At 39.4% G+C, this 23,897-nt stretch carries 25 protein-coding genes; 18 read left to right on the plus strand and 7 right to left on the minus strand.

All coding sequences use genetic code 11. The features are described 5' to 3' along the window. The first annotated feature begins 40 nt into the window (after positions 1-40). Genes J8Z25_RS08465 through J8Z25_RS08475 form a run of 3 tightly spaced genes read left to right on the plus strand, consistent with a single transcriptional unit; the run spans position 41 to position 1,220 of the window. Positions 41-472 carry a DUF3859 domain-containing protein gene (locus tag J8Z25_RS08465; RefSeq protein WP_130051526.1) on the plus strand — a complete coding sequence of 144 codons (432 nt, stop codon included), beginning with the start codon at positions 41-43 and terminating at the stop codon, positions 470-472. A 20-nt stretch (positions 473-492) separates the two neighbouring features. After that, positions 493-903, plus strand: coding sequence for a GFA family protein (locus J8Z25_RS08470; RefSeq protein WP_167657690.1), 411 nt, complete (start codon positions 493-495; stop codon positions 901-903). A 5-nt stretch (positions 904-908) separates the two neighbouring features. Further along, entirely contained in the window at positions 909-1,220 is a 312-nt protein-coding gene (locus J8Z25_RS08475) for an antibiotic biosynthesis monooxygenase family protein (protein WP_250661977.1), read from the plus strand. Positions 1,221-1,854: 634 nt separating this feature from the next. On the opposite strand, the gene J8Z25_RS08480 is transcribed toward J8Z25_RS08475, so the two are convergent. Continuing rightward, positions 1,855-3,063 carry a porin gene (locus tag J8Z25_RS08480; RefSeq protein ID WP_130051523.1) on the minus strand — a complete coding sequence of 403 codons (1,209 nt, stop codon included), beginning with the start codon at positions 3,061-3,063 and terminating at the stop codon, positions 1,855-1,857. Positions 3,064-3,234: 171 nt separating this feature from the next. Then, the gene (locus J8Z25_RS08485) at positions 3,235-3,756 is read right to left on the minus strand and encodes a TetR/AcrR family transcriptional regulator (protein ID WP_167657685.1); all 522 of its coding nucleotides are present in this window, start codon (positions 3,754-3,756) and stop codon (positions 3,235-3,237) included. Between the two features lie 207 nt (positions 3,757-3,963). On the opposite strand from J8Z25_RS08485, the gene J8Z25_RS08490 reads away from it, so the two are divergent. The 7 genes from J8Z25_RS08490 to J8Z25_RS08520 all read left to right on the plus strand — a co-directional run bounded on the left by J8Z25_RS08490 (position 3,964) and on the right by J8Z25_RS08520 (position 12,566). Further along, positions 3,964-5,550, plus strand: a complete 1,587-nt coding sequence (locus J8Z25_RS08490) for an ABC-F family ATPase (RefSeq protein WP_130052292.1) — start codon at positions 3,964-3,966, stop codon at positions 5,548-5,550. Between the two features lie 148 nt (positions 5,551-5,698). Continuing rightward, the gene (gene purE / locus J8Z25_RS08495; RefSeq protein WP_054553887.1) at positions 5,699-6,181 is read left to right on the plus strand and encodes a 5-(carboxyamino)imidazole ribonucleotide mutase; all 483 of its coding nucleotides are present in this window, start codon (positions 5,699-5,701) and stop codon (positions 6,179-6,181) included. A gap of 1 nt (position 6,182) precedes the next feature. After that, positions 6,183-7,331: a 5-(carboxyamino)imidazole ribonucleotide synthase gene (locus tag J8Z25_RS08500; protein ID WP_250661978.1), complete on the plus strand. Its 1,149-nt coding sequence runs from the start codon at positions 6,183-6,185 to the stop codon at positions 7,329-7,331. Positions 7,332-7,648: 317 nt separating this feature from the next. After that, entirely contained in the window at positions 7,649-7,879 is a 231-nt protein-coding gene (locus J8Z25_RS08505) for a DUF2798 domain-containing protein (protein ID WP_178926949.1), read from the plus strand. Then, positions 7,876-8,808, plus strand: coding sequence for a YeiH family protein (locus tag J8Z25_RS08510; RefSeq protein ID WP_250661979.1), 933 nt, complete (start codon positions 7,876-7,878; stop codon positions 8,806-8,808). Before J8Z25_RS08505 ends, J8Z25_RS08510 begins: the two co-directional genes overlap by 4 nt. After that, positions 8,805-9,968, plus strand: coding sequence for an endonuclease/exonuclease/phosphatase family protein (locus tag J8Z25_RS08515; RefSeq protein ID WP_250661980.1), 1,164 nt, complete (start codon positions 8,805-8,807; stop codon positions 9,966-9,968). Before J8Z25_RS08510 ends, J8Z25_RS08515 begins: the two co-directional genes overlap by 4 nt. Positions 9,969-10,073: 105 nt before the next feature. Then, a complete protein-coding gene (locus J8Z25_RS08520; protein WP_250661981.1) occupies positions 10,074-12,566 on the plus strand; it encodes a prolyl oligopeptidase family serine peptidase in 2,493 nt (830 codons plus the stop codon). Positions 12,567-12,639: 73 nt separating this feature from the next. On the opposite strand, the gene J8Z25_RS08525 is transcribed toward J8Z25_RS08520, so the two are convergent. The 3 genes from J8Z25_RS08525 to rrtA are packed head-to-tail and all read right to left on the minus strand — an operon-like array spanning position 12,640 to position 13,871. Then, positions 12,640-12,951, minus strand: coding sequence for a hypothetical protein (locus tag J8Z25_RS08525; protein ID WP_250661982.1), 312 nt, complete (start codon positions 12,949-12,951; stop codon positions 12,640-12,642). A gap of 6 nt (positions 12,952-12,957) precedes the next feature. Further along, positions 12,958-13,233, minus strand: a complete 276-nt coding sequence (locus J8Z25_RS08530) for a hypothetical protein (protein ID WP_250661983.1) — start codon at positions 13,231-13,233, stop codon at positions 12,958-12,960. Positions 13,234-13,286: 53 nt separating this feature from the next. Next, the gene (gene rrtA, locus J8Z25_RS08535; protein WP_250661984.1) at positions 13,287-13,871 is read right to left on the minus strand and encodes a rhombosortase; all 585 of its coding nucleotides are present in this window, start codon (positions 13,869-13,871) and stop codon (positions 13,287-13,289) included. A gap of 85 nt (positions 13,872-13,956) precedes the next feature. On the opposite strand from rrtA, the gene ggt reads away from it, so the two are divergent. The 3 genes from ggt (at position 13,957) to J8Z25_RS08550 (ending at position 18,433) form a co-directional block, all read left to right on the plus strand. After that, positions 13,957-15,714, plus strand: a complete 1,758-nt coding sequence (gene ggt / locus J8Z25_RS08540; protein WP_250661985.1) for a gamma-glutamyltransferase — start codon at positions 13,957-13,959, stop codon at positions 15,712-15,714. Between the two features lie 174 nt (positions 15,715-15,888). Beyond that, positions 15,889-17,583 (plus strand): NAD-dependent malic enzyme, encoded by a 1,695-nt coding sequence (locus J8Z25_RS08545; protein ID WP_250662025.1) that lies wholly within the window; start codon positions 15,889-15,891, stop codon positions 17,581-17,583. A gap of 133 nt (positions 17,584-17,716) precedes the next feature. Next, a complete protein-coding gene (locus tag J8Z25_RS08550; RefSeq protein WP_250661986.1) occupies positions 17,717-18,433 on the plus strand; it encodes an SIMPL domain-containing protein in 717 nt (238 codons plus the stop codon). 1 nt (position 18,434) lies between these two features. Here J8Z25_RS08550 and J8Z25_RS08555 read toward each other — a convergent pair whose 3' ends face one another. Then, on the minus strand, positions 18,435-19,787 hold the full coding sequence (locus tag J8Z25_RS08555; RefSeq protein WP_130051511.1) for a DUF2254 domain-containing protein: 1,353 nt from the start codon (positions 19,785-19,787) through the stop codon (positions 18,435-18,437). Between the two features lie 119 nt (positions 19,788-19,906). Between J8Z25_RS08555 and J8Z25_RS08560 the strand changes: the two genes are divergently transcribed. The 5 genes from J8Z25_RS08560 (at position 19,907) to J8Z25_RS08580 (ending at position 22,976) form a co-directional block, all read left to right on the plus strand. Further along, a complete protein-coding gene (locus J8Z25_RS08560; RefSeq protein WP_130051510.1) occupies positions 19,907-20,281 on the plus strand; it encodes an MAPEG family protein in 375 nt (124 codons plus the stop codon). 1 nt (position 20,282) lies between these two features. After that, positions 20,283-21,188 carry a substrate-binding periplasmic protein gene (locus tag J8Z25_RS08565; protein WP_178926957.1) on the plus strand — a complete coding sequence of 302 codons (906 nt, stop codon included), beginning with the start codon at positions 20,283-20,285 and terminating at the stop codon, positions 21,186-21,188. Then, complete coding sequence (locus J8Z25_RS08570) at positions 21,185-21,817, plus strand: sulfotransferase (protein WP_130051508.1); 633 nt, start codon at positions 21,185-21,187, stop codon at positions 21,815-21,817. The genes J8Z25_RS08565 and J8Z25_RS08570 overlap by 4 nt, the downstream gene beginning before the upstream one ends. A 45-nt stretch (positions 21,818-21,862) precedes the next feature. Next, entirely contained in the window at positions 21,863-22,435 is a 573-nt protein-coding gene (locus J8Z25_RS08575) for a MiaE family protein (RefSeq protein ID WP_130051507.1), read from the plus strand. A gap of 169 nt (positions 22,436-22,604) precedes the next feature. Further along, the gene (locus J8Z25_RS08580; RefSeq protein WP_130051506.1) at positions 22,605-22,976 is read left to right on the plus strand and encodes a hypothetical protein; all 372 of its coding nucleotides are present in this window, start codon (positions 22,605-22,607) and stop codon (positions 22,974-22,976) included. Here J8Z25_RS08580 and J8Z25_RS08585 read toward each other — a convergent pair. Continuing rightward, on the minus strand, positions 22,968-23,675 hold the full coding sequence (locus J8Z25_RS08585) for a metallophosphoesterase (protein WP_250661987.1): 708 nt from the start codon (positions 23,673-23,675) through the stop codon (positions 22,968-22,970). The genes J8Z25_RS08580 and J8Z25_RS08585 overlap by 9 nt on opposite strands. Positions 23,676-23,897: the final 222 nt, after the last annotated feature.

Genomic DNA, 23,897 nt, shown 5'->3' on the forward strand with positions numbered 1-23,897 from the left:
ATAAAATGGCGTCTCATTTTAAAAAGGAGCGCTTGCAACGATGGCAAAAGCCAAACCAATTATCAGTATTGAAAGTTACGGCATTTACAGCCATTGGGATGCAAAAGAGAAAGACCTGCCTCAAATCACCGAGTTTACAACAGACGTTCCGGCACAGTTAGATATTGAATTTGGTTTTATTGTTAACATTAAAAAGGCTAAAGGACAAAAAATAAAGTTTTGCGTTTACCATCCAGATATCCCAGATGAAGATGGCGAGATCATGCCACCATTTGAGGGCGAACAGTACGTTAAAACAAACGATTGGCAGTTTTACTTAGGTGATACTATATGGGCACCTGTTGATAATAAAGTTGGCATTTGGCGCATGACTATTGAATTAAATGGTCATATAATTGCCGATAAATCCTTTAACTTATTAAAGGAAGCCGAAGGTACAGCCACTGATTTTTGGAAGCATCGCGGCTATTAATCTTTAATCTGAGAGGTACTATGTATCAAGGAAGTTGTTTGTGCAGCAAAGTAAAAGTAACAATTGCTGGTGGTATAGACTCAATTATTCATTGTCATTGCTCTTTATGTCGTAAAAATTCAGGCACAGCCTACGCAACCAATGGCTTTATTCAACGAGATGGTTTTAACCTCACAGAGGGGAAGCAGCATCTGAGTGCCTTTGAATTTAAACCCGGTAGAATTCGTTATTTTTGTAGCTGCTGTGGATCACCAGTTTATAGTGAGAACAAAGATGACCCAAGCCGTTTACGTATTCGCTTAGGTTTGTTAGATAGCGATATAAACGAGCGTCCGATCAGCCATAACTTTGTAAGTTCTAAAGCAAACTGGGATACGTTTGACGCAGAAATACCATGCTATGATGGTTTTGAACCAAGTAGAGCGAAGTAATAGCCATGATAGCGAATACACCTAAACCGCCTTATTACGCCGTAATTTTTACGAATATCTTATCTGAGGATACCGCTGGGTATGAAGAAGTGGCCAATAGAATGGTTGAGCTTGCAGAGCAACAACCAGGGTATTTAGGCATGGAGTCTGTTCGTGATGGTTTGGGTATTACGGTATCGTATTGGCAAAGCTTAGATGCGATAAAAGCCTGGAAACAAAACCTGGAGCACTTAAATGCGCAGCAGCTTGGTAAAGATAAATGGTACAGTGCGTTTACAACGCGTATTGCTAAAGTAGAACGTGATTATTCATTGTGATACATAGTAGTCTTATTAAGAACACATCATACTCTATTTAGTTTAACTTCAACCTCAGCATAACCTAAAATTTAAGCTTTTTAATATACAGGGTGAGGGCGTGATAGGGTACGAATAATATACTCGTGAAATGATTTGGAATAATCACAAGTATTCCTTATGCATAAATGAAAAATCTTTTTCCTTTCTATATTTGCAATATCAATGGCTTGCAAACTTTAAGGTCATCTTTTTTGTCTTGATGAATGACAGATAGGCAAAGGTTTAAACCTTTGTTTTTAAATACACTTAATGCTTTTTTAACTTAAATGTACTTAATGTAACTAGCATCACACCAATAGCAAAGCCCATAACTAAACCACCAGATAAATCGGAGCTAACACCTAAAACAGTATCCGATTCTCTGACATGTGTTAGCCAGTAAAAGAGCAGAAATGAAACGCTAGAGATTGCACAGAGAAGAATAAGTTTGGTCCTGTTAGACATATTAACCTCAATTATTTTCATTTTTTTAGTTTTATGACTGTTAAGTAATAGCATTTGTTGGTTGATATTGCGACAAAAAAGAAAATGTATTGCAGTATTTTTATCGTGAGTTAAAGCCCACAAAAGTGGGCTTTAGTGTTAATCGTGATTACAAAGTGTAATTAAAACCAATGGCAATACCGTCATCTTCGGTTTGTGACATCTGTGCTTCTTGCTCAGCGTCATTACTCGAAAAGTCGCTAAAGTCTTTACGGGCTTCAATATATAAAATGGTATCTTCTGCCATGAAGTAGTGCGCACCAATTACTGCAAATTGACGCTTAAATACATCTTCAGGATCGGCATTAAAGTTTGGCTGAATAACATAGTCATCGCCGGCATCAAATACGTTATAAGCTACAAAGGTACGAATGTCATTATCAAAGCGATAGCTGAAGATAGACTCCAAACCAACGGCATCTTTAATTAAGCGACCTAAGTTGTCAGTATCGTGGTTTTCGTTTTTATTTATATTCGCTGATGCATACCAACCAGGCTTATAAAAATCACCATAGGTAATGCCCATACCATAAATTAAATCATTTACAGATTGGTTTCTCCCACCTGCATACACGATATCAAACTGACCGCGGTTAACACCCGCAGTTACTTTTAAATTAGGGCTAACCGAGTAGGTGAGTGCGGCGCCATAAGTAGAATTAAATTCTACTTTTTGTGCGGCGTTATTTCCTTGGTTCCAAAGGACCTCACATGATCTCATTGATATATCAACGATATCACAGGTATAAAAGTCATCAGATTTCAGTTGTGCTTGAAGCGCTAAATGAAAATTACCCCAGGTATTGCGATACTGCAGTACTTTATCGCCGCGACCTGTGCCATTTACAGCACCGTCATCTTTATTGTAGGTATAAACACCTGCAGCATTACCATCCCATACTAAGCTGTAGTTGGTGTTGTAAACTACGTCGTACCATACACCCCATTGTTTACCTAAAGTGACTTGGCCGTAATCGTCATGTTTAAGACCAACATAGCCTAAACGGTTATATAAAAACTCATCTTGAATTGATTCAAAGCGATTGCTGTATACGATATCGCTGCTACCAACAGGGTTAACACCCCATTCAAGTAAAGCAAAAGCTTGCCAGCCGTTTTTTAATTGGCGCTTAAAATCAAAATTAATGCGTGATGCACCGTTTACTACCTCAGTTTCGCCTTGCGTATTAATAATTCTTGCATCGATAAAGCCACCAACAGTAACGCTATTGGTTTGGTCGTTATAGATTTCGATGGCATTGGCTGTCGGTATGGCAATCATGCCTGCAACAAATAAGGCAGTGTGTGTTCTTTTCATAAAGTACCTTGATTAATTATTGTCCCTAATAGGTATAATTTAGTTAAAGGTAGGAGATTATCAAAGCTAAAATAGGGTAAAAAGTGAAAAATTATCATGCAACAAAGCGTCTTTGAGGAAAAATTATTCATTTTAGGTTCACTATATTGAATTATCAATGAGTTACCAAGGCTAAAAAATAGACACTTTCTGGCTTAGCGTTCTAAGCATTAATTTAGTATTTGGTGTTTCGGCACCTAGACCATATAACAAGGTCATAAAATAGCAGTCGAGTAATATAGCTGCTTTTACTTTATTAAATTGCGGCTGGTCGGCAAAAACTAATGATTGTATTAGCTCCATGTGCTGTTGCTGGAATGGCTGTGAAAACAATCGCTGGCTAAAAAGCACTTTATAAAAGCGATGATGTAAACAATAAAACTGATAAAAATATTGCGCGTAATGATTAATCTTTAAGCGAGCAGGGCGGTGTATATCCGTTTCTTTGGCGCGTTCCAGCACATCATTAAATTTATCATCAAGGCATGCTTCTAAAATAGCCACTTTATCAGAGAAATGATTAAACAAGGTGCCCACTGCTATGTTGCTTGCTGCAGAAATTTGCCTCGTTGAAGTATCATTAAACCCTTGCTCAGTAAAAAGATTCCAAGCCGCCTCTAAAATACGTTGGTGAGTATCTGCATGTTTACTCATTCTTAACCTACTGTTTATAAATGGTTATTTTAAAAGTGAGCGTGCTCATATGGTTAAGTGAGCGCGCTCATTAAAGGTAGTCGCTAGGTGTGAGCTTGTAAAATTAGCGGGAGTATTTAATTAAACTTTCATGGCGTGCTAAGCGGCTTTAGTTTAAAATTGCCCGCAGTTTCGTTTTTACTTTTTTACCCGCTGGAGGGTACCGCTATCATTAGTACAGCTAATATCACCATGCAATTTGGTGCTAAACCTTTATTCGAAAATATTTCAGCAAAATTTGGCGATGGTAACCGTTACGGTTTAATCGGTGCGAATGGCTGTGGTAAATCAACCTTCATGAAAATCCTAAGTGGTGAACTTGAGCCATCTTCAGGTAATGTCAGCACAGATCCAAACGAACGTATTGCAAAACTAAATCAAGACCAGTTTGCTTACGAAGAGTTTTCTGTAATCGACACAGTAATCATGGGTCATAAAGAGCTGTGGGAAGTAAAAAAAGAGCGTGACCGTATTTACAGCCTACCTGAGATGAGCGAAGAAGACGGCATGAAAGTGGCTGATCTTGAAACTGAGTTTGCCGAAATGGATGGTTACTCAGCAGAAGCTAAAGCAGGTGAGTTACTAATTGGTGTAGGTATTGGTACAGAGCAACATTACGGCCCTATGTCTGAAATCGCACCGGGTTTTAAACTGCGTGTGTTACTTGCACAAGTGCTGTTTTCTGATCCAGATATCATGCTACTCGATGAGCCTACCAATAACTTGGACATATACACCATCAAGTGGTTAGAAGACGTGTTAAACCAGCGTGACTGTACCATGATCATCATTTCGCACGACCGTCACTTCTTAAACTCTGTATGTACACACATGGCTGACATCGATTATGGCGAGCTTCGTATTTACCCTGGTAACTACGATGAGTACATGTTCGCTGCAACGCAAGCTCGTGAGCGTCTACTTAGCGAAAACGCGAAGAAGAAAAGCCAAATTGCCGAACTTCAACAGTTCGTATCGCGCTTCTCTGCGAACGCTTCAAAAGCAAAGCAAGCAACATCACGTGCGAAACAAATCGATAAAATTCAGCTTGAAGAAGTTAAAGCATCTTCTCGTCAAAGTCCGTTTATTCGCTTTGAGCAAGAGAAGCAGTTATTCCGTAATGCGTTAGAGCTAACAAACTTAGCGCAAGGTTTCGAAGAGACCTTATTCAGTGGTCTTGAAGGCTTAGTTGAAGTAGGCGAGCGTATTGCGATTATCGGTGAGAACGGTGTTGGTAAAACAACACTGTTAAATACTCTTGCTGGTCGTTTAGCACCAAAACAAGGTGAATTTAAATGGTCAGATAACGCTAATATTGGGTATTACGCACAAGACCATGCTGACGAGTTCGAACAAGACATGAACTTATTTGAGTGGATGGAACAATGGCAACAAGAAGGTGACGACGAGCAAGTTGTTCGTAGTTTCTTAGGTCGTATGCTGTTTTCACAAAACGACATCAAAAAGTCAGTAAAAGTGATTTCAGGTGGTGAGCAAGGCCGTATGCTGTTTGGCAAAATTATGATGCATAAACCAAACATCTTATTAATGGATGAGCCAACCAACCACATGGACATGGAATCTATCGAAGCGCTTAACTTAGCACTTGAAGCATACGAAGGGACATTATTGTTCGTATCACACGATAGACAATTTGTATCATCGCTTGCTAACCGTATTTGGGAAATCAAAGACGGCAAAGTTATCGACTTTAAAGGTACATACACTGAGTACCTAGCAAGCAAAGAAGCTTAATTAGCTGATGAGTGATTAAAAGCCATGCATGTCATGGCTTTTTTGTGCTTCTAGAGTCGCATCTTGATGTGAGTTAGGTATATAATACCCGCCACAAAATAAGGACAAAAGTCCGCTTTTTAGAAAACAATTTAACTGAGGTGTATTTATGACTGTTGGCATTATTATGGGTTCCAAATCAGACTGGCCAACGATGGAACATGCGGCGTTAATGCTAGAAAAATTCGGCATTGAATACGAAACTAAAGTTGTTTCTGCTCACCGTACCCCTCAATTACTTGCTGACTATGCAAGCTCAGCTGCAGATCGCGGTATTAAAATTATTATTGCTGGTGCAGGTGGTGCAGCGCACTTACCTGGTATGGCTGCGGCGTTTACATCACTGCCAGTTTTAGGTGTACCAGTTAAATCTAAAACACTAAATGGTGTAGATTCTTTATTATCTATTTGCCAAATGCCTAAAGGTGTTGCGGTAGGCACTCTTGCAATTGGTGAAGCTGGCGCTGCTAATGCTGGCCTTTTAGCGGCACAAATTTTAGGTTGCCAACAGCCTGAAATCTTCGCAAAAGTTGAAGCATTCCGTAAAGAACAAACAGACACAATCTTAGCTAACCCTAATCCTGCAGAGTAATATGAATATTCTAATTTTAGGTGCAGGCCAGTTAGCTCGTATGATGAGCTTAGCGGGTGCACCGCTTGATTTAAATGTTGTTGCCTACGATGTGGGTAGTAAAAAAATCATTCACCCATTAACTGGTGAAGTTCGTAACAGCACATTACAACAAGCTATTGATAACGCAGACGCTATCACCGCAGAGTTTGAACACATTCCTGATGATGTACTAACACTGTGCTGTCAAAGCAATAAGTTTTATCCGGGTAAAGCGGCAATTAAAACAGGTGGCGACCGCGCACTTGAAAAAGCATTACTTGATAAAACAAATGTTGAGTGTGCGCCTTACCAATTAATTACAGAAAAAGCGCACCTTATCGCTGCTGTAGAGCGCTTAGGCAAGCCGCTTGTGATCAAAACCTGCCAAGCGGGTTACGATGGTAAAGGCCAATGGCGCTTAAAGTCAGATGACCAAATTGACCAAATCTGGTCAGAAATGGCAGATTTCATTGCATCTGGCACCGAGAGTGCTCCGCACTCTATTATCGCAGAGAAGATGATCCCATTTGACCGTGAAGTATCTATCATTGGTGCACGCGACAAAGCGGGTAACACAGTTATTTACCCATTAACTGAAAATCAACACACCAATGGTGTGCTTACGCTTTCAGTTGCGGGTAAAGAAAAAGCAGCGATTCAAGAACAAGCCGAGCTTGCATTTAACAAGTTAGCGCAAGAGCTTGACTATGTAGGTGTATTAGCAATCGAGTTTTTTGATGTACAAGGTACGTTATTAGTTAACGAAATTGCGCCACGCGTTCATAACTCTGGTCACTGGACACAGCAGGGCACACATTGCTCACAGTTCGAAAACCACATGCGCGCTGTTGCAGGTTTACCACTAGGTAGTACAGAGTGTCTTCGTCCTACTGCTATGATCAACGTATTAGGTCAGCCTTCAATCCCACACTCAGTACTAGCAACGCAAGACGTTACTAGTCACTGGTATGGTAAAACGGCTAAACCGGGTCGTAAGATGGGTCATATCAATGTATCTGCTGATAATCTTCACCAATTAGGTGAGCGTTTAGCAGCACTTGCCGAAATCTTGCCTGAGCAAGACTACCCAGGTGTTGCTGATACCAGCACCCAACTTATTTTAAACTAATCAGTTTAAATTCTTAAAAGCCGAGTTTATCTCGGCTTTTTAATCGCTATAACTTATACCAATCCGCAATAATACTTAATCATTTTGAGGGATTAAACCTGTCGCTACCTGCGTTAAAAATTTCTCATTTAGAACAACTAAATAACGAAATTTTTGCCTTGGTATCAACAAGGTTTTCTTGCCTCAAAATAGACTACTTAATTAAGCGAATTGGTATTACCCGCAAACTTCGCTAATTTTGTACCTCTTGTCTCAAAGCACTTGCGTCAGGGGTATCTTGCTATAGACTAATATTTTTATATTAATATTAGTTCGTTATGTTACATCCTCGATTAAGAACAGTCGTATTTGCGTTTTTTATGGCGCTGTTTATGTCTGGATTTATGTCTTTAGTGATCAGTATTTTTAACCTTGGTTTAATCGATAACATTGCAGCCATTTGGCTTAAAGCATGGGCTTTTGCTTTTTGTGTCGCATTTCCTACCGTTATTTTAGTCGCACCTGTGGTTCATAAGTTAACCAATAAATTTATCAGAGCACCGTTGTGATAGCCGAACGCCCAAAACAATTTCTTTTTATTGCACTATTTTTAGCATCGGCCTTACCTTTTGTTGGCTCTGCTACGGCACTAGTTGTTGGCGCTTTGTTTGCTATGGTTTTAGGTAATCCATTTGCAGTTCAGTCACAAGAAATTAGTAAATGGATGCTAAAGTTAGCGGTTATTGGCTTAGGCTTTGCTGTTGATTTTAGTCAAGTAATAGAAGTAGGGCGCAGCTCAATTGTACTTACTATTGTCAGTATTACCGCGATTATTGGCCTTGGCGAAATTTTATCTCAGTTGTTTAAGTTAAATAAAAATACCGGTGTACTCATATCATTTGGTACTGCAATTTGTGGTGGTAGCGCAATTGCAGCAATGGCGCCAGTTATTAAGGCAAAAGATCACGAAGTCGCGATATCTTTAGCTGTAGTTTTTTTACTTAACGCACTTGGCTTGGTGTTATTTCCAATGATTGGTCATTATTTGGGCCTGACTGAGCAGCAATTTGGGGTATGGGCGGCACTGGCTATTCACGATACTAGTAGTGTAGTTGGGGCCTCAGCTGCTTATGGCGCATCAGCTCTTGCAATTGCCACCACTATCAAGCTCACTAGAGCGATGTGGATCATACCGTATACTAGTATCGCAGGTGTTTTTTGGAAATCAGATAAAAAAGCCAGTATCCCATTGTTTATATTTGGGTTTTTAGCAGCTGCATTGATCAACTCAAGCTTCCCTGAGTACCAAACACTCTGGCATGCACTTAATGTTGGCGCTAAACAAGTTTTGGTAATGACCTTATTTTTGATTGGGAGTGGTTTATCAATTTCGGTCTTAAAACAAGCGGGCATTAAACCTTTTATCATGGCGATGATCTTATGGATCATTGTCAGCAGTATTATTTTACTACTTATTGTAGACGGATTTATTTCATGAAAAACGCTTTATTAACTTCTTCAATAGCACTGACTGTAGGCTTATTTGCTAACAATGTATCGGCTGCTGATTTACGAGTTGCCACCTTTAACGTAAGTATGGACGCAACCAACTATGCAAAAAAAGGTGAAGCGATTGATAAAGATGCTTTAAGCAAAGCTTTAGCGAGCAACCACCAGCAAATACGCAACATTGCCGAAATAATTCAGCGTGTAAGACCGGATGTTATTTTACTTAATGAGTTTGATTATATTGATGCAGACAAAGGCATCAACGTATTTCGTAAAAACTACCTGCAAGTATCACAAAATAAGCAGGTTGCTATCGATTACCCGTATTACTTTATTGCCCCCGTTAACACCGGTTTAGCTACCGAGTTTGACCTAGATAACGATGGTGTAAAGGGGCATTACAAAGGTGATGCTCAAGGTTTTGGCTTCTTTGAAGGGCATTATGCAATGGCTGTATTGTCGCGCTATCCAATCGATTTAGATAAAGCGCGCACACTACAAACATTCAAATACAAAGACATGCCAAATGCACAAATGCCTATAGACCCTAAAACAGGTAAAGACTGGTACTCTACGGAGGAATGGCAAGCAATTCACCTAAGCTCTAAATCATTTTGGGATTTACCAATTGATGTAAAAGGAAAAACGCTTCATTTGCTTGCTTCGCATCCAACCCCACCGGTTTTTGATGGTGATGAGGACCGTAACGGTAAGCGTAATCATGATGAAGTACGCCTGATTGCAGACTACATCAATAATGCTAACTATATTTATGATGATAAAGGCCAAAAAGGGGGCTTAAAAGCGAAAAGCCGCTTTGTGATTGTGGGTGATTTAAATGCTGCGCCAGAAGGGGGTAAGGCACGCCCGAATACCACAGACCAAATTTTAAAAAATCCATTAGTGAATACCTCTTTTACGCCAACAAGCAAAGGCGCTAAAGAATCGTATAAAGAAGATTACGCTAAAAACTATACCGCTTATTGGCAGGCTCGTGCTGATTACGTTTTACCATCAAATTATGGTATTGAGATAAACGATGGTGGAGTTTTTTGGCCACAGAAAAACTCTGAACTGTTCCGTTTAATTAAAGATCGTAACGCATCGTCTGATCACCGTATGGTATGGCTTGATATCAGTTTAAAATAAGCTGTTATTAAACGGAAAAGTTTGGCTGTTTATCCTATAAAAATTGCTATTTCATCAGTGCTTCTGCTTAAATAGGGCGAATTATAATAACCCGTAAGAAGCACTATGAAATTCAAAACCACTGCTAATAAAACGTTAGTGGCTCTCGCAGTCGCATCTAGCTTCATGCTAGCAGGTTGTCAATCAACCGCCTCAACGCCTTCTGAAGAACAAGTTACCAATGTAGCCCCAGTTGTTGCTACTCCTGCTGATACAGGTTCAGCTGAAATCACGTTAGAGCAAGCAATGGCTCATCCTGATTGGTTAGGTCGTCAGCCTGAGCGTGCTTTCTGGAACGGTGATTCTAACAGTATCGTTTATGCACAAAAGCAACAAGGCAATGAGTTACGCGATTTATACGTTCAAGCGGTAAATAGCCAATCTGCATCACAATTAGCGTTAAATAAACTACACACTGTAGGCGCTAAAAACGCAGTTTACTCAGCGGATAAAAAGCAACAGGCTTATGCATTTGAAGGTAATATCTTCATTAAAAACTTAAGCACTGGACAAATTACGCAAATTACACACGACAGCGCAAAGCAATCAAAACCACAGTTTTTAACTGATGGTAGCCTTGCATATCGCCAAGGTAATGCATTTTATAAAGTTGATTTAGCAACCGGTCGTCAAGTTGAATTAGTTAACTTACACCTAGACGATGCACCTAAAGGTGTACAAGAGCCAGACACTTACATTGCAAAAGAGCAACACAAACTAATTGATTACATTGCGCTGACGCACAAAAACAAAAAAGATCGTGAAGAGCGTAAAGCACAAATCAACGAGCAAAACGACAGCATTGCTAATGCACAGTTTTATTTAGGTAAAGGTAAGCGTTTAGCAGATGTACAGCTTTCACCAAATGGCCAAGCACTTGTTGCAGTAACCACAGAAAGCCGTTCATGGCGCGATGAAGGCGATATCATGCCTAATTACATTGCCGATGATGCGCGCGTAAAAGCAGAAAAAGTACGCCGTCGTGTTGCTGATGAAAAACCAATCAGCTCAGACGTTGTTTACATCGACCTTAAATCAGGCGAGCAAACAACTCTTGCATTCGATACTTTACCTGGTTTTGATGAAGACGTACTTGCAGCTGTTAAGAAAGAAAATTACGCCCGTGATGGCAAAACTTATAAGTCTGAAAAAGCACCACGTGCCATCAACCTAATGATGGATTGGGGTTGGGACCAGAGTGCTATCCAATGGAACACAGACGGTTCACAAGTGGCTCTTATGCTTGAAGCATGGGACAACAAAGACCGTTGGTTAGCCACTGTTGATACACAAAACAACAAGCTTGTTTCACAACACCGTCTACATGACGATGCGTGGGTAAACTATGCATACAATGATTTTGGTTGGTTGAACAACTCAGATACCCTTTACTATTTATCTGAAGAGTCTGGTTACAGCCACATTTACAAAAAGCCACTAAACGGTAAAGCAACGCAACTAACTAAAGGCCAATTTGTTGTTTCTAACTTAACGTTAACGGATGATAACTCAGCGATTTACTACAAAGCTAACGTTGAGCACCCAGGTCTTTACGAAATCTATCGTGTAAACCCTGCAAACGGTGAATCTGAGCAAGTAACCAACCTCGATGGTATGACTGACTACCAGTTAAGCCCAGATGAAAGCAAACTATTGCTAACTCACTCAAAAATTATGTCGCCACCTGAGCTTTATGTTGCTGCTGCAAAAGCAAATACCCAAGCAACTCAGTTAACGCACACGGTCTCTGATGAGTTCTTAGCGAAAAAACTAATTGCACCTAAGATTGTTGCTGTGCCTTCAAGCCACACTGATCAGCCAATTTACGCAAAAGTATATTACCCAGCTGATTATAAAGAAGGCGAAACGGGTAAAAACCGTAAAGCGGTTATCTTTAACCACGGTGCTGGTTACCTACAAAACTCACACATGGGTTGGTCTGGTTACTTCCGTGAGTTTATGTTCCACTCACTATTGGCTTCAGAAGGCTACGTAGTAATGGACATGGACTATCGTGCATCGAAAGGTTACGGCCGTGATTGGCGTACAGCTATTTACCGTCAAATGGGTACGCCTGAGATCCAAGATTTAGCAGATGGCGTAAGCTGGATGGCAGACAATGCAAACGTAGATACACAAGCTGTAGGCACTTATGGTGGTTCTTACGGTGGTTTCATGACGTTTATGGCGCTATTCACACAGCCTGATTTATTCAAAGCAGGTGCTGCACTTCGTCCGGTAACTGATTGGGCTCACTACAATGGTCCTTATACGTCTAACATCTTAAACCACCCAGATATTGATCCAATTGCCTATGAAAAGAGCTCACCAATTTATTTTGCTGAAGGTCTTAAGAGCCATTTATTGATTAATGCGCCTATGGTTGATGACAATGTATTCTTTCAAGACTCAGTACGTTTAGTACAGCGCTTAATTGAGCTTGAAAAAGAAAACTTTGAAACAGCTATCTTCCCAGTTGAACCACATGGTTTTGTTCAACCATCAAGCTGGTTAGATGAATACCGCCGTATTCATAAGCTATTTAAAGAAACCCTGTAATCCAATAGCGTAAATGAAAAACAGCCACTTTAAGTGGCTGTTTTTGTTTGTAATAGAATTTATCTAAAAGGGGTTATTTGCAGTAAAATTCACTCACATCGAGCACAGTTTTACCTTCCTCTGAGTCGTTTTGAAAAATTAGATCATCCCCCTCTAGGCTCATTTCATAGTCTCTCATCCATGATAGATTGGCTATTAACTCCAATTCATAGCGATTAAAGGAAGCTGGGCACTTTAAATACACATAATGGTGCGCTTTTCCAAAAGCACCTGGGTCTGCTGTATAAACATAAAAAGTACGGTTATTAAAAGTTTGCTCTTGATAAATGTAATCTTTATTTGAGCTGAAAGTTGCATCCAAAAATACAACTAAGGACACTGCCATGAACATCTAACAAGCATACAAAAAGCTTATTATAATTAAGGTGTTGGCGAATATTCTATTGTTAAAAAGCGTTCTAACTTCTTGGTATTTCATGAGCAATAAAGTAAAGCCTAAAATAGATGAGCTAAGTATTATTACATTGGTTACCTGAGAAACATCACTCATATACCTAGGTGATACAAAATTTAAATTAATATATGAGCTTAAAAAGCCAAGCAGCAATGGGCCATAAAGACAAAGCAAGATGAGGCTTAGATAAAAGCGGCCTTTATTTTCTTTCATTTAAAGTTCCTTTTTCTAGCTAATAAAGAGCTGTAATAAGAAAGCGAGTAAGGTTACTCGCGATTTCTTATTATTTTTATAAAGACAGGCAAAGCGAGTAGAGTGCCGCCAATTGCGCCGATAAAGTGGGCATCAATGGCAACATTAGAGGCGATTAACTGACTCACCGAATCACTCGGGCCTGCTATTTGCTCCCAAATCACTTTAGCCCAAGTGCCAGCAAACAATAACCAGCCGGAAATCACCCCTGCTTGAACGTCTTTAACGGCGCCCCAAATAATAACTCCGTGAAGCAATGCGCTTAATCCGGTGTAAATATAGATATCTGGACAAAATAGCCAAACACCTAAACCACACCACAATGCAAGAATAGCAATATTAAATGCATAACGAGCAGGGCTTGTATGCTCAGCATGCAAGGCCCAAATTAATAAAATCCCGGCACAATTCAGGCCTAAATGGGGCCAATTTGCGTGTACAAATTGGCTGGTTAAAATACGCCAAAATTCACCATTTGCAACTAAATCACGGTTAAATTCAAGATATTCATTTAAGTTGAAAGTTGCAAACAACGAACTAAGTAGTACTAAACACAAAGGAGGCAGAATATATTCTAGTTTCAGGGGCAGGTTTATCATGTTATTTTTATTGTATCTGAGATTGTCGCCTATTGTGCACGTTTAATTTTAAGATGCCAAATACACTACGGGATTAAGTTTATTTATGTTATTCAAAACCAAAGCGCTGTTAGCTCTGTCCACTTCATTAATTTATTCAACTGCTATTTTTGCTACCCCTGCAAAAGTTGAGACTCGCGAACCTGAAGCCGCAACAGGCTTTGCTCATAAACAGGTTGTTGAAGGCGATAAGTACATGGTCGCTGCCGCAAACCCTTATGCAGTTAAAGCTGGCCAAAAAATGCTTGAACTAGGTGGCTCTGCAGTTGATGCTGCAATTGCAACTCAACTTGTTTTAACACTGGTAGAACCGCAATCGTCGGGGATCGGTGGTGGTACATTTATGATGTACTTTGATAATAAAACAAAAAGCCTTACTAGTTTTGACGGTCGAGAAACTGCACCAAGTAACGCTGACGAAACACTCTTTTTAGATAAACACGGTAAAGCTGTGAAATGGATTGAAGCGGTGGTAGGCGGTCGCTCTGTAGGTGTACCTGGTATTTTAGATGCCTTTGCCACTGCTCATAAGCGTTACGGAAAGTTAGACTGGCAAACCTTGTTTGGCCCTGCTATTGAATTGGCTGATAAAGGCTTTGTTGTGTCGCCGCGTTTACATCAGTTACTCGCTAAAGAGTTAAACCCAGGGGTTACAAAGCTACCTGTTATTCGTGATTATTTCTTCCCAGATGGTAAACCGCTTGCTGTTGGCACTGTTAAGAAGAACCCAGAACTTGCCGCACTTTATAAAGATATTGCTAAACAAGGTATTGATGCTTTTTATAAAGGTGAAAACGCAAAAGAACTTGTCAATGCAGTGCAAAACTCAGTGGTAGCACCGGGTACTTTGAGTGTTGAAGACTTAGCTAATTACAAAAGCAAAGAACGAGCACCTGTATGTGTTGATTATCGCCAGTATGAGGTTTGTTCAATGGCTCCACCAAGTAGTGGTGGTGTAGCTGTATTACAGATTCTGGCCTTACTTGAACATAAAGATATGGCTAAGCTTAAACCAAATTCAGTTCAAGCTCTGCATTACTTTACACAAGCATCGCGTTTAGCGTTTGCAGATCGTAACGTGTATATGGGCGACCCTGATTTTATGCCAATCCCTACACAAGGTTTACTTGATAAAGGTTACCTTGCAGGTCGAGCAAAGCTTATCTCTGAAAAAGATGCCCACGCTGAAGCAGGCACACCACCAAACTCACTTGCTTATGCACAGGATGATGCTTACGAATTACCATCAACCACCCATGTATCGATTGTGGATAGCCAAGGTAATGCAGTGTCAATGACAAGTTCTATCGAAATGGCATTTGGTTCAACAGTAATGGTGAACGGGTATATTTTGAACAATCAGCTAACTGACTTTGCTTTATCACCAACAAAAAATGGTAAGCCGTTAGCCAATCGTGTTGAAGCAGGTAAACGTCCGCGTAGTTCAATGTCGCCAGTAATGGTGTTTAACAAAGATGGCAGCTTACGCTTGGTAGTCGGTTCACCGGGTGGTAGCCGCATTATTGATTACGTTGCTCAAGTGGTTGTGGGTGTGCTTGATTGGAACTTAGATGCGCAAACTGCAATTAACTTACCGCGCATTACTAATCGTAATAATTACACAAGCCTAGAAAAGGGCACTGAACTTGCCAACGCTGAAGCCGAATTTGTTAATCGTGGACATACAGTTCGTATCTTAGATTTAAACTCTGGTTTACATGCTGTTGAAGTAAAAGACGGTAAGCTTTATGGCGCAGCCGATCCTCGCCGTGAAGGCATCGCTTTAAGTGATAAAAGCCACTAAAAACAAGCTCAGCAGCCTTAAAGCTGCTGAGTTTTCATGTATACTATCTAGTAAGCTCTTTAGAGCATAAAATTCATTTTCTTCAATGGTCTGACAAGGTGAATTGTCATTGCAATTTCGCCTTCAAGAGTAATAATGTCAGATCATAATTATGACGCATCAAAGCTTGGAAATATGACTACAAATACCGATCCAAATTATCTTTATATTCCTTATTCAGGCCCAGGTCTGATCGAAACGCCACTATTAAATAAAGGCAGTGCTTTTTCACAAAAAGAAAGGGAAAATTTCAACTTAGCCGGTTTACTGCCACCGCGTTATGAAACGATCGAAGAACAAGTTGAGCGTTGTTACCAGCAGTATTCAAGCTTTAGCGATAATTTAAACAAGCACATTTACCTACGTGCTATTCAAGATAACAACGAAACACTTTACTACCGTTTAGTGCGTGATCATCTTGAAGAAATGATGCCAATTATCTATACCCCAACAGTAGGTGATGCCTGTGAAAAGTTCTCAGACATTTACCGCAGTGCCCGTGGTCTATTTATCTCTTACGAAGATCGTTTCCAAATTGATGATATTTTACGTAACGCCACTAAAGGCAAAGTAAAAGTTATCGTTGTAACTGACGGTGAGCGTATTCTTGGTCTAGGTGACCAAGGTATTGGTGGTATGGGTATTCCAATTGGTAAATTATCACTATACACAGCGTGTGGTGGTATTAGCCCAGCTTACACGTTACCAGTAATGATTGATGTTGGTACGAATAACGAAAAACTGCTAAACGACCCTATGTACATGGGTGCTCGTCATAAACGTATTTCGCAAGAAGAGTATGACGAATTCTTAGATCTATTCATCAAAGCTGTTAAACGTCGTTGGCCAAGTGTGTTACTTCAGTTCGAAGACTTTGCACAACCAAATGCAATGCCATTATTAAAACGCTACCGTGATGAAATCTGTAGCTTTAACGATGACATTCAAGGTACTGCTGCAGTAACAGTAGGTTCTTTATTAGCTGCATGTCGTGTTAAAGGCTCAAAACTTTCAGAGCAAAAAGTCGTGTTTGTCGGAGCAGGTTCTGCTGGCTGTGGTATTGCTGAGCAAATTATCAGTACTATGGTTGCTGAAGGTATCAGTGATGAGCAAGCTCGTTCTCAAATCTTCATGGTTGACCGTTTTGGTTTACTTACTGAAGGCATGGAAGGCTTACGTGACTTCCAACAAGCCCTTTGCCAATCTAAAGACGGTTTGAGCGAGTGGACATACAGCGGTGAGTACGCATCTTTATTAGATGTAATGCACTGTGCGCAACCAGACATCCTAATTGGTGTATCTGGCCAACCTGGTTTATTCACAGAACAAGTTATTCGTGCAATGCACGCATCTTGCCCACAACCGATTATTTTCCCGTTAAGTAATCCGTCTAAGCAAGTTGAAGCACTTCCTTCAGACGTAATTGAGTGGACAGACGGTCAAGCGATTGTTGCCTCTGGTAGCCCATTTGATCCGGTTGAGTATAACGGCCAAATTTTCCCAATCCCGCAATGTAACAACAGCTACATTTTCCCGGGTATTGGTTTAGGTGTTATTGCTGCTAAAGCAACACGAATTACAGATGCGATGCTGATTGTATCAAGTGAAACTCTGGCAGAGTCTTCGCCACGTGCTAACACAGGTAAAGGTAGCTTATTACCAGCACTTACTGAAATCCAATCATTAAGTAAACGTATTGCGTTTGCGGTAGCGAAAAAAGCGATGGAAGAAGGTGTGGCACTTGAGCTGAGCGATGAAGCGCTATGGGCTGCTATTGAGAAAAACTATTGGCTTCCAGAGTACCGTAACTATAAGCGTCGTAGTATCTAAGCTATAACACGTTGAGTTATTGAAAAAACAGGCTTTAATGCCTGTTTTTTTATATTGTTTTAAAGGCCTTGTTCATATTCAATTAACTCTTTAAGGTGATAATGAACGGAGTTAATAATTAAGGAACAGTATTATGCGTAAATTAATTTTCACCGCGATGGCCACCGCGCTAAGCTTTAATGCGTTAGCACAAGCTACACCTGATGCACCGCATATTTACATTCAAGGCAACGCAACTATCAAAGCTATCCCTGATAACGTTAAACTAACAGTGGGTATTGTTGAAGTAGATAAAGATTTAATTGCCGCTAAAAACAAAGCCGATGCTACCATGGCAAAAGCTATTAAGCTTGCTAAAAGCCAAGGTGTGAATGAAAAGGGCATTTATGCGTCTAATATCTCTATACACCGCCAAACAGAATACAACCGTGAAACAGGCAAGCAAAACTTTGTCGGCTATAGAGTAACTCGCAGTCTATCTGTGACTTTAACTGATATTAAAAAGTACCCAATTATGCTTCAGCAATTGGTGAACGCGGGCATAAATGAAATTAATCAAACGCAGTTTATATCTAGCCGTTATGAAGAGTTACAAAAGCAAGCTCAAAAACTGGCAATTAAAGATGCGCTTGATGCCGCAAAAGAGTTTGCCAGTGATTACGGGGTAGAGCTTAAAGGTCTTTATACCGCTTCTAATAGCCCACTAGAAACAGGAAACCAGCCTTATATGCGTGCAAGTAAAATGGTTATGGCTGAAGCTGCACCAGATAACTATGTACCTGATGCATACAACGGTGGCGAGCTTACGATCACAGCTAGTAGCTATGCCGTTTACTTAATAGAAAATTAGTCTATTGATTGCTGGTGAAGCTTGCCAGCAATTTTTCACCTTGTTGCTCTGAAATACGGGCTATGGCTTTAAGCATATTAGTAATTTGTTCTCGGTCATACTCATTACTAATATGCGTATCGATATCTTCAATAATCGCCCCTAAATAAACAAACAAACTATCTGTTGCTTTTTCGTTATCAGATGCTCTAAACAATATATTTTTAAAAGCTTCAAGTACGTTAACCATGACATAGGCGTCATTTTTTGCATAGTTACGAATAGGCGTAAAGTTATCGTGCAGTAGCTCATCGAATGATGTTTCGTGTATATAAAGGTGTGGTTGATTGTTCTCGCATCGTTTAAGCGAGTAATTAACATCATAAATATCTAAACGTAAAATCAATAAGATACTCAGCATATCAATGGCTTTTACCGCAGTGCCAGGATCATTAATCCCCGGACTCATGGCTTTTACTGCAATTTCTGAAATTTGTGTCATACCGTAGCGGTAATGGTCGCTGATATACTCTTCGATATAAAAGATAAAACAGTTTAGTAGTTGCTCTACAAGCTCTGGGTTGTCAGATAAGTCAGTATCACATTTTAAAAACGGATAACCTTTAACCGTAAAGAAGCCTTGCTTAACCGAGATATAAATTTTTATACCGTGCTGTTGGCACAATGCGCACAATTTATCGCTATGTGCGCCTTTAAAGTAGCCTTCTGTTTTACTTTTTATGCTATGCCAGTCATCAAAGTCAGGAAAATGCTCAACTGGGTTTTCTTGTTGCATATTAATAATGCATTTAAGCTCGCCTTTGGTATTTTTAAATAGATCGTTTAACACATTATCGACCTGAATCGCTTTAGAAATTGAGTGAATAAAAAACACAAAAAATCCCAGCGAAATCAAACCAAAAACCAAAGAAAAGAAGATACCCAAAGATGGAATTCCCATATCTCCATCGCCAATGGTACGTATGTTTATCAACATTAATATAGTGTAGATAATACTACCAAGATAAAAGCCAAGCACTAATTGGTGCGATTTACGGGTAATTAGTCCAGGTAATACTCGAGGAGAAAGGCTAGCACTGGCGCTGTTTAGCACTACCATAACCATAGAAAAGCTAAAAACCGTTAACGAGATAATGCTTCCTGCAAGCGTACTGAGGATAGTTCGGGCGTTTTCTTCGCTGTCGACCAACAACACGCCAATCAGCTTTTTAAACTCCATTGATAGAGAAGAGTACTCTACTGCAATGCTAATTAATCCGAAAATCAAAAACATGACAGAGAGCATTGAAGGGTAAAAACCGATACTACTTACCATTTCACGGTAATTATCGGCAATTTTTCTTGGCGTAAACATGCACTTCCTTAAGAACTGTTAGACATTAAATATCATACTGAGCTAACCTAACTACTTACTTAACAGCCTAGCAATAAACAGTGCTAAGCGTCTAACTTTAAATAAAAATTGGAAAAACTGTGATTGTTTCAACTTTTGCTGCCATTTTGGCCATTTTATACATCCAACTTAGCTTTCGTGTAATTAAACTTCGTAAAGCAAAACGTATTTCACTAGGCGATGGTGGTGATGCAAGCCTACAAGCAGCTATACGTACCCATGCTAATTTTATTGAATATGTGCCATTTTCATTGATTCTGCTATTTTTATTAGAGTATCAGGGTCTTCCTAGCCATTTCTGCTATATTTTAGGTTCAATGCTTGTTGCTGGCCGTTTTTGTCATAGTTATGCACTCGTTGATAATATAATGAAATTACGAGCGTTAGGAATGATACTCACCTTCTTAACTATTTTGATCAGTGCAGTGATGTTATTAGTTACACAGGTATTCTAATATGCAGAAAGTTGTTTTTACTCTTACCTTACTGTTTTTAACAAATATTTGTTCGGCAAATGTAAAAACAATCAATGCAAAAAAAGCGGTTGCTATTCCACCTGAAACTCTTAGGGTAATTTACCCTAAGACTTTGCCAAACCTTGATGAAAAATTACTTTATCCTCTTATATTGCTTCGTACCGCGCTTGAGAGAAGTGGTTATAATTTTACTTTAACACCGTCACCAAGACTATTAGGACAAAACAGAGTTCTTAGAGAAATAGCGACTGGAACAGGTATTAATGTGTATTGGAGTATGACCAATACTGAACGTGAAAAAATGTTATTGCCATTGAGAATTCCTATTTTTAAAGGACTGTTCGGGTGGCGTTTAATGTTTACAACTAAAAGGCAATTACCTTATCTAAGCCAAATCAAGACATACGACGATCTCAAAAATATTATATTTATACAAGGCCAGCACTGGCCTGACACAGATATTTTAAAAGGCAACAATTTAACTGTGGCTACTTCTCAAGATTTTGAGTCATTGTTCGTTATGCTTGATAAAGGAAGAGGGCAGTTATTTCCTCGCTCTATACTCGAAATAGAGGAGGAAAAGGCTAATTTCGAGAAAAAAATCGACTTGGTTGTTCTTCCGCAACTAATGCTTAAATATAAAAGCCCTATTTATTTCTTTTTTAACAAAGATAAGCCTGAAATTGCAAAAGCGGTGAATGAGGGTTTAAAAGTTATGCGTAAAAACGGTGAATTTGACGAGCTATTCTTTAAATATAATCGTGATTTCATTAAAAATGCCCACGTTCATGACAAGATTATTATAGAATTGAACAATAACGAATTACCAAGGTTAACCCCAGTAGAAGATAAGTCGCTGTGGTTATCTATTGATAAGGTGCCATGAGCTCAAAAATTTTTATAATCGGTTTACCACGAACCGGCACAACCAGTATATGTAACAGCTTTTTAGAACTCGGCTATAAAACCTCGCACACAGCCTATACCCAACAAGCAATTACCAACGCAGACGTTATTGCCGACACCCCTGTATTTAGTGAATATGTTTTACTCGATAAACACTTTGCAAACAGCCGCTTTATAAATCTTGAGCGCGACTTAGCTAAATGGCTACCATCAATCAGGCAGCTATTAACACGTATGCACACTAATTTAATGCGCCCAGACGGTGGCTTTAATATTCACTTAAAACGCTGTTATCTTGATGTGTTTGGCCACTATAGTTTGGCAGATTTAGAATCTGATGAGTATTTAACAGCCTGTTATCAGCGCCATCAACAGCAAATAGCAGATTACTTTAAAGGCTGTGAACATCAATTACTAACACTTAATGTTGCTGACCCTAATAGCCCGCAACTATTGCAGCAGTTTTTAAGCACGGAACAACCAATCAGCTTTAAACAGCTTAATATTGGGGGCAAGGTCACAGCTTGGAATGACATAAAACACCCAGATAAAGTGTCATCAACCCGAAGTGGTAAAATTGATAAATCTCTTGGTTATAATCATAAGTAAAATACGCTAAAATCGCCGCCATTATAAGTTAAGTTGTTCCTTATTATGTTTGAATTAAAATACCACACGCCATTTGAATGGACAGAAGGAGTCTTGGCTGACTTCAATACCTTTTTACAAGATCATGCTGCAGCAGAAAAAAAAGCCTCTGGTATGGCTATGTCTATGCTTTCACACTACCCAGATCGTCGTAAGCTCGTTAAAGCTATGACTGATTTAGCGTTAGAAGAAATGATTCATTTTAAGCAAGTTTTAAAATTACTAATGGAACGTGATGTTTCACTTGGTAATGATCAAAAAGATCCTTACATCAAACAAATTCGCGCGGTTTTCAGAAATGGTCGTGATGAATTTTTAATGGACCGCTTATTAGTGGCAGGTGTAATAGAAGCTCGCGGACATGAGCGTTTTTCGCTTGTCGCTGAAGCCTTACCAGCAGGTAAAGAAAAAGAGTTTTATGTCGCGATTGCTAAATCAGAAGAAAAACATAAAAACTTATTCGTTGAACTTGCCTACGAGTATTTCGATAAGCAAGAAGTTGATGCTCGCCTAGAAGAAATTTTGATAGCAGAAGCTGAAATCTGTAAAAATATACCGTTTACAGCGGCACTTCACTAGTAGTGATGTTAATGTATTAGGCTAGTTTGCCTAATACATTAAACAACATTTAAAACAAGAATTAAGTATCTTGAAAATAGTTTTACCAATCCTAATTAATTAAATAAACAGCATACATTCATCTTCATCACCTATAGTTAGGTTAGTACCTAATTTTGAGGAATAGAGCATGAAATGGATGATGACTCTTACGACGTTGTCGTTAATAGGGATTGTAATCACCGGTAATTCAATTTATACAGAAGTGAAACTCTTTCGTTCGAATGACAAGCCATCCGAAATAACAGCAAGTATGTATCGTTCGTTAATTTGGCATAGCGATATCTATAAAGAAGAGCAATTTTTAAATACGGCACGAAGCTACTTCAGCGATGGCATAATTGATACCCGTGAATACAGTAAATTAACTAGCTTAGCGAATAAAGTTGCTGGCCCAATTATTTACATTCAAGAAAACGATGAGCAGCTGTGGCATGCACGGCTCACCTATAAAAAATACCTTGATGATCAAACTGTCGAACGACTGGCCAGCTTACATTGATGAAAACTGGTTTATCAGTGTTTTAAGCTCAACTATAGTAGGCTCACCACTGAGGTAATTAGTGTCAAGATGATAGCTATTACCTAGCCAATAAGGCTCTTTAGTGGTGTTATGACCGTGCACTGAAAAATCGATACTTGGGTTTATTACTGGCTTCTTTGCTTTGGTTAAAGCTCTATCCCAAAGTAGTAAACTAATAGCCTTTTCTTTATCTTTTGTTGGATTATTCCAATCCCAATCAGCGCACGTGGTATGCGAGAGGCCGATTTTTATACCCGCGTATTCAACAAAATAAGAAAGAGGGCATTTTAGAAGTTGCTGAAAGACAAATTTAAGCTCTTCATCGGTTGCTTGGGTGTGCCAATGGCCGCCATTTTCAACCCATAAGCGATAATAATCTTCATTATTTGCTAATAATGATTCAAGTAGCATGTGCTCGTGGTTACCTAAACACATGTTTACACCCAACTCTTTAAAACGTCTTAATAAAGCAATGCTGTTATCACCCCGGTCTATTACATCGCCGAGTGAAAAAAGAATATCCGTGCTTGGATTAAAATTGACAGAGCAGAGCGCCTGTTCAAATTTAGCTAAATCTGCATCTAAATCGCCAATGACAAAAACACGCTTATGTTCAGCAATTTGCAGCTTAACTTGAATAGGGTTTTGTGAGGCATGCTGGCTTTCAACTAAATTCAAAATAGATTCCTTTAAATGTTCAGTGGCTTAAGAGTAACATAACTCGTTGCCATTTAGGCAGTGGATGGTTATTATAAGAGCTCATTTTTAGGAGTAGCCGCCAACATGAACATCTAAACCTGTTATCCAATTTCAATTTATCTTTTTGGACCAACAGGGTTAGTAGGCGTTGCTCACTATCACTTACATTATATTCCTTCTCGTGTGATCAAACGCCTAATA

This window comes from Pseudoalteromonas sp. SCSIO 43101 (genome assembly GCF_023650775.1).
GTDB lineage: Bacteria > Pseudomonadota > Gammaproteobacteria > Enterobacterales > Alteromonadaceae > Pseudoalteromonas > Pseudoalteromonas apostichopi.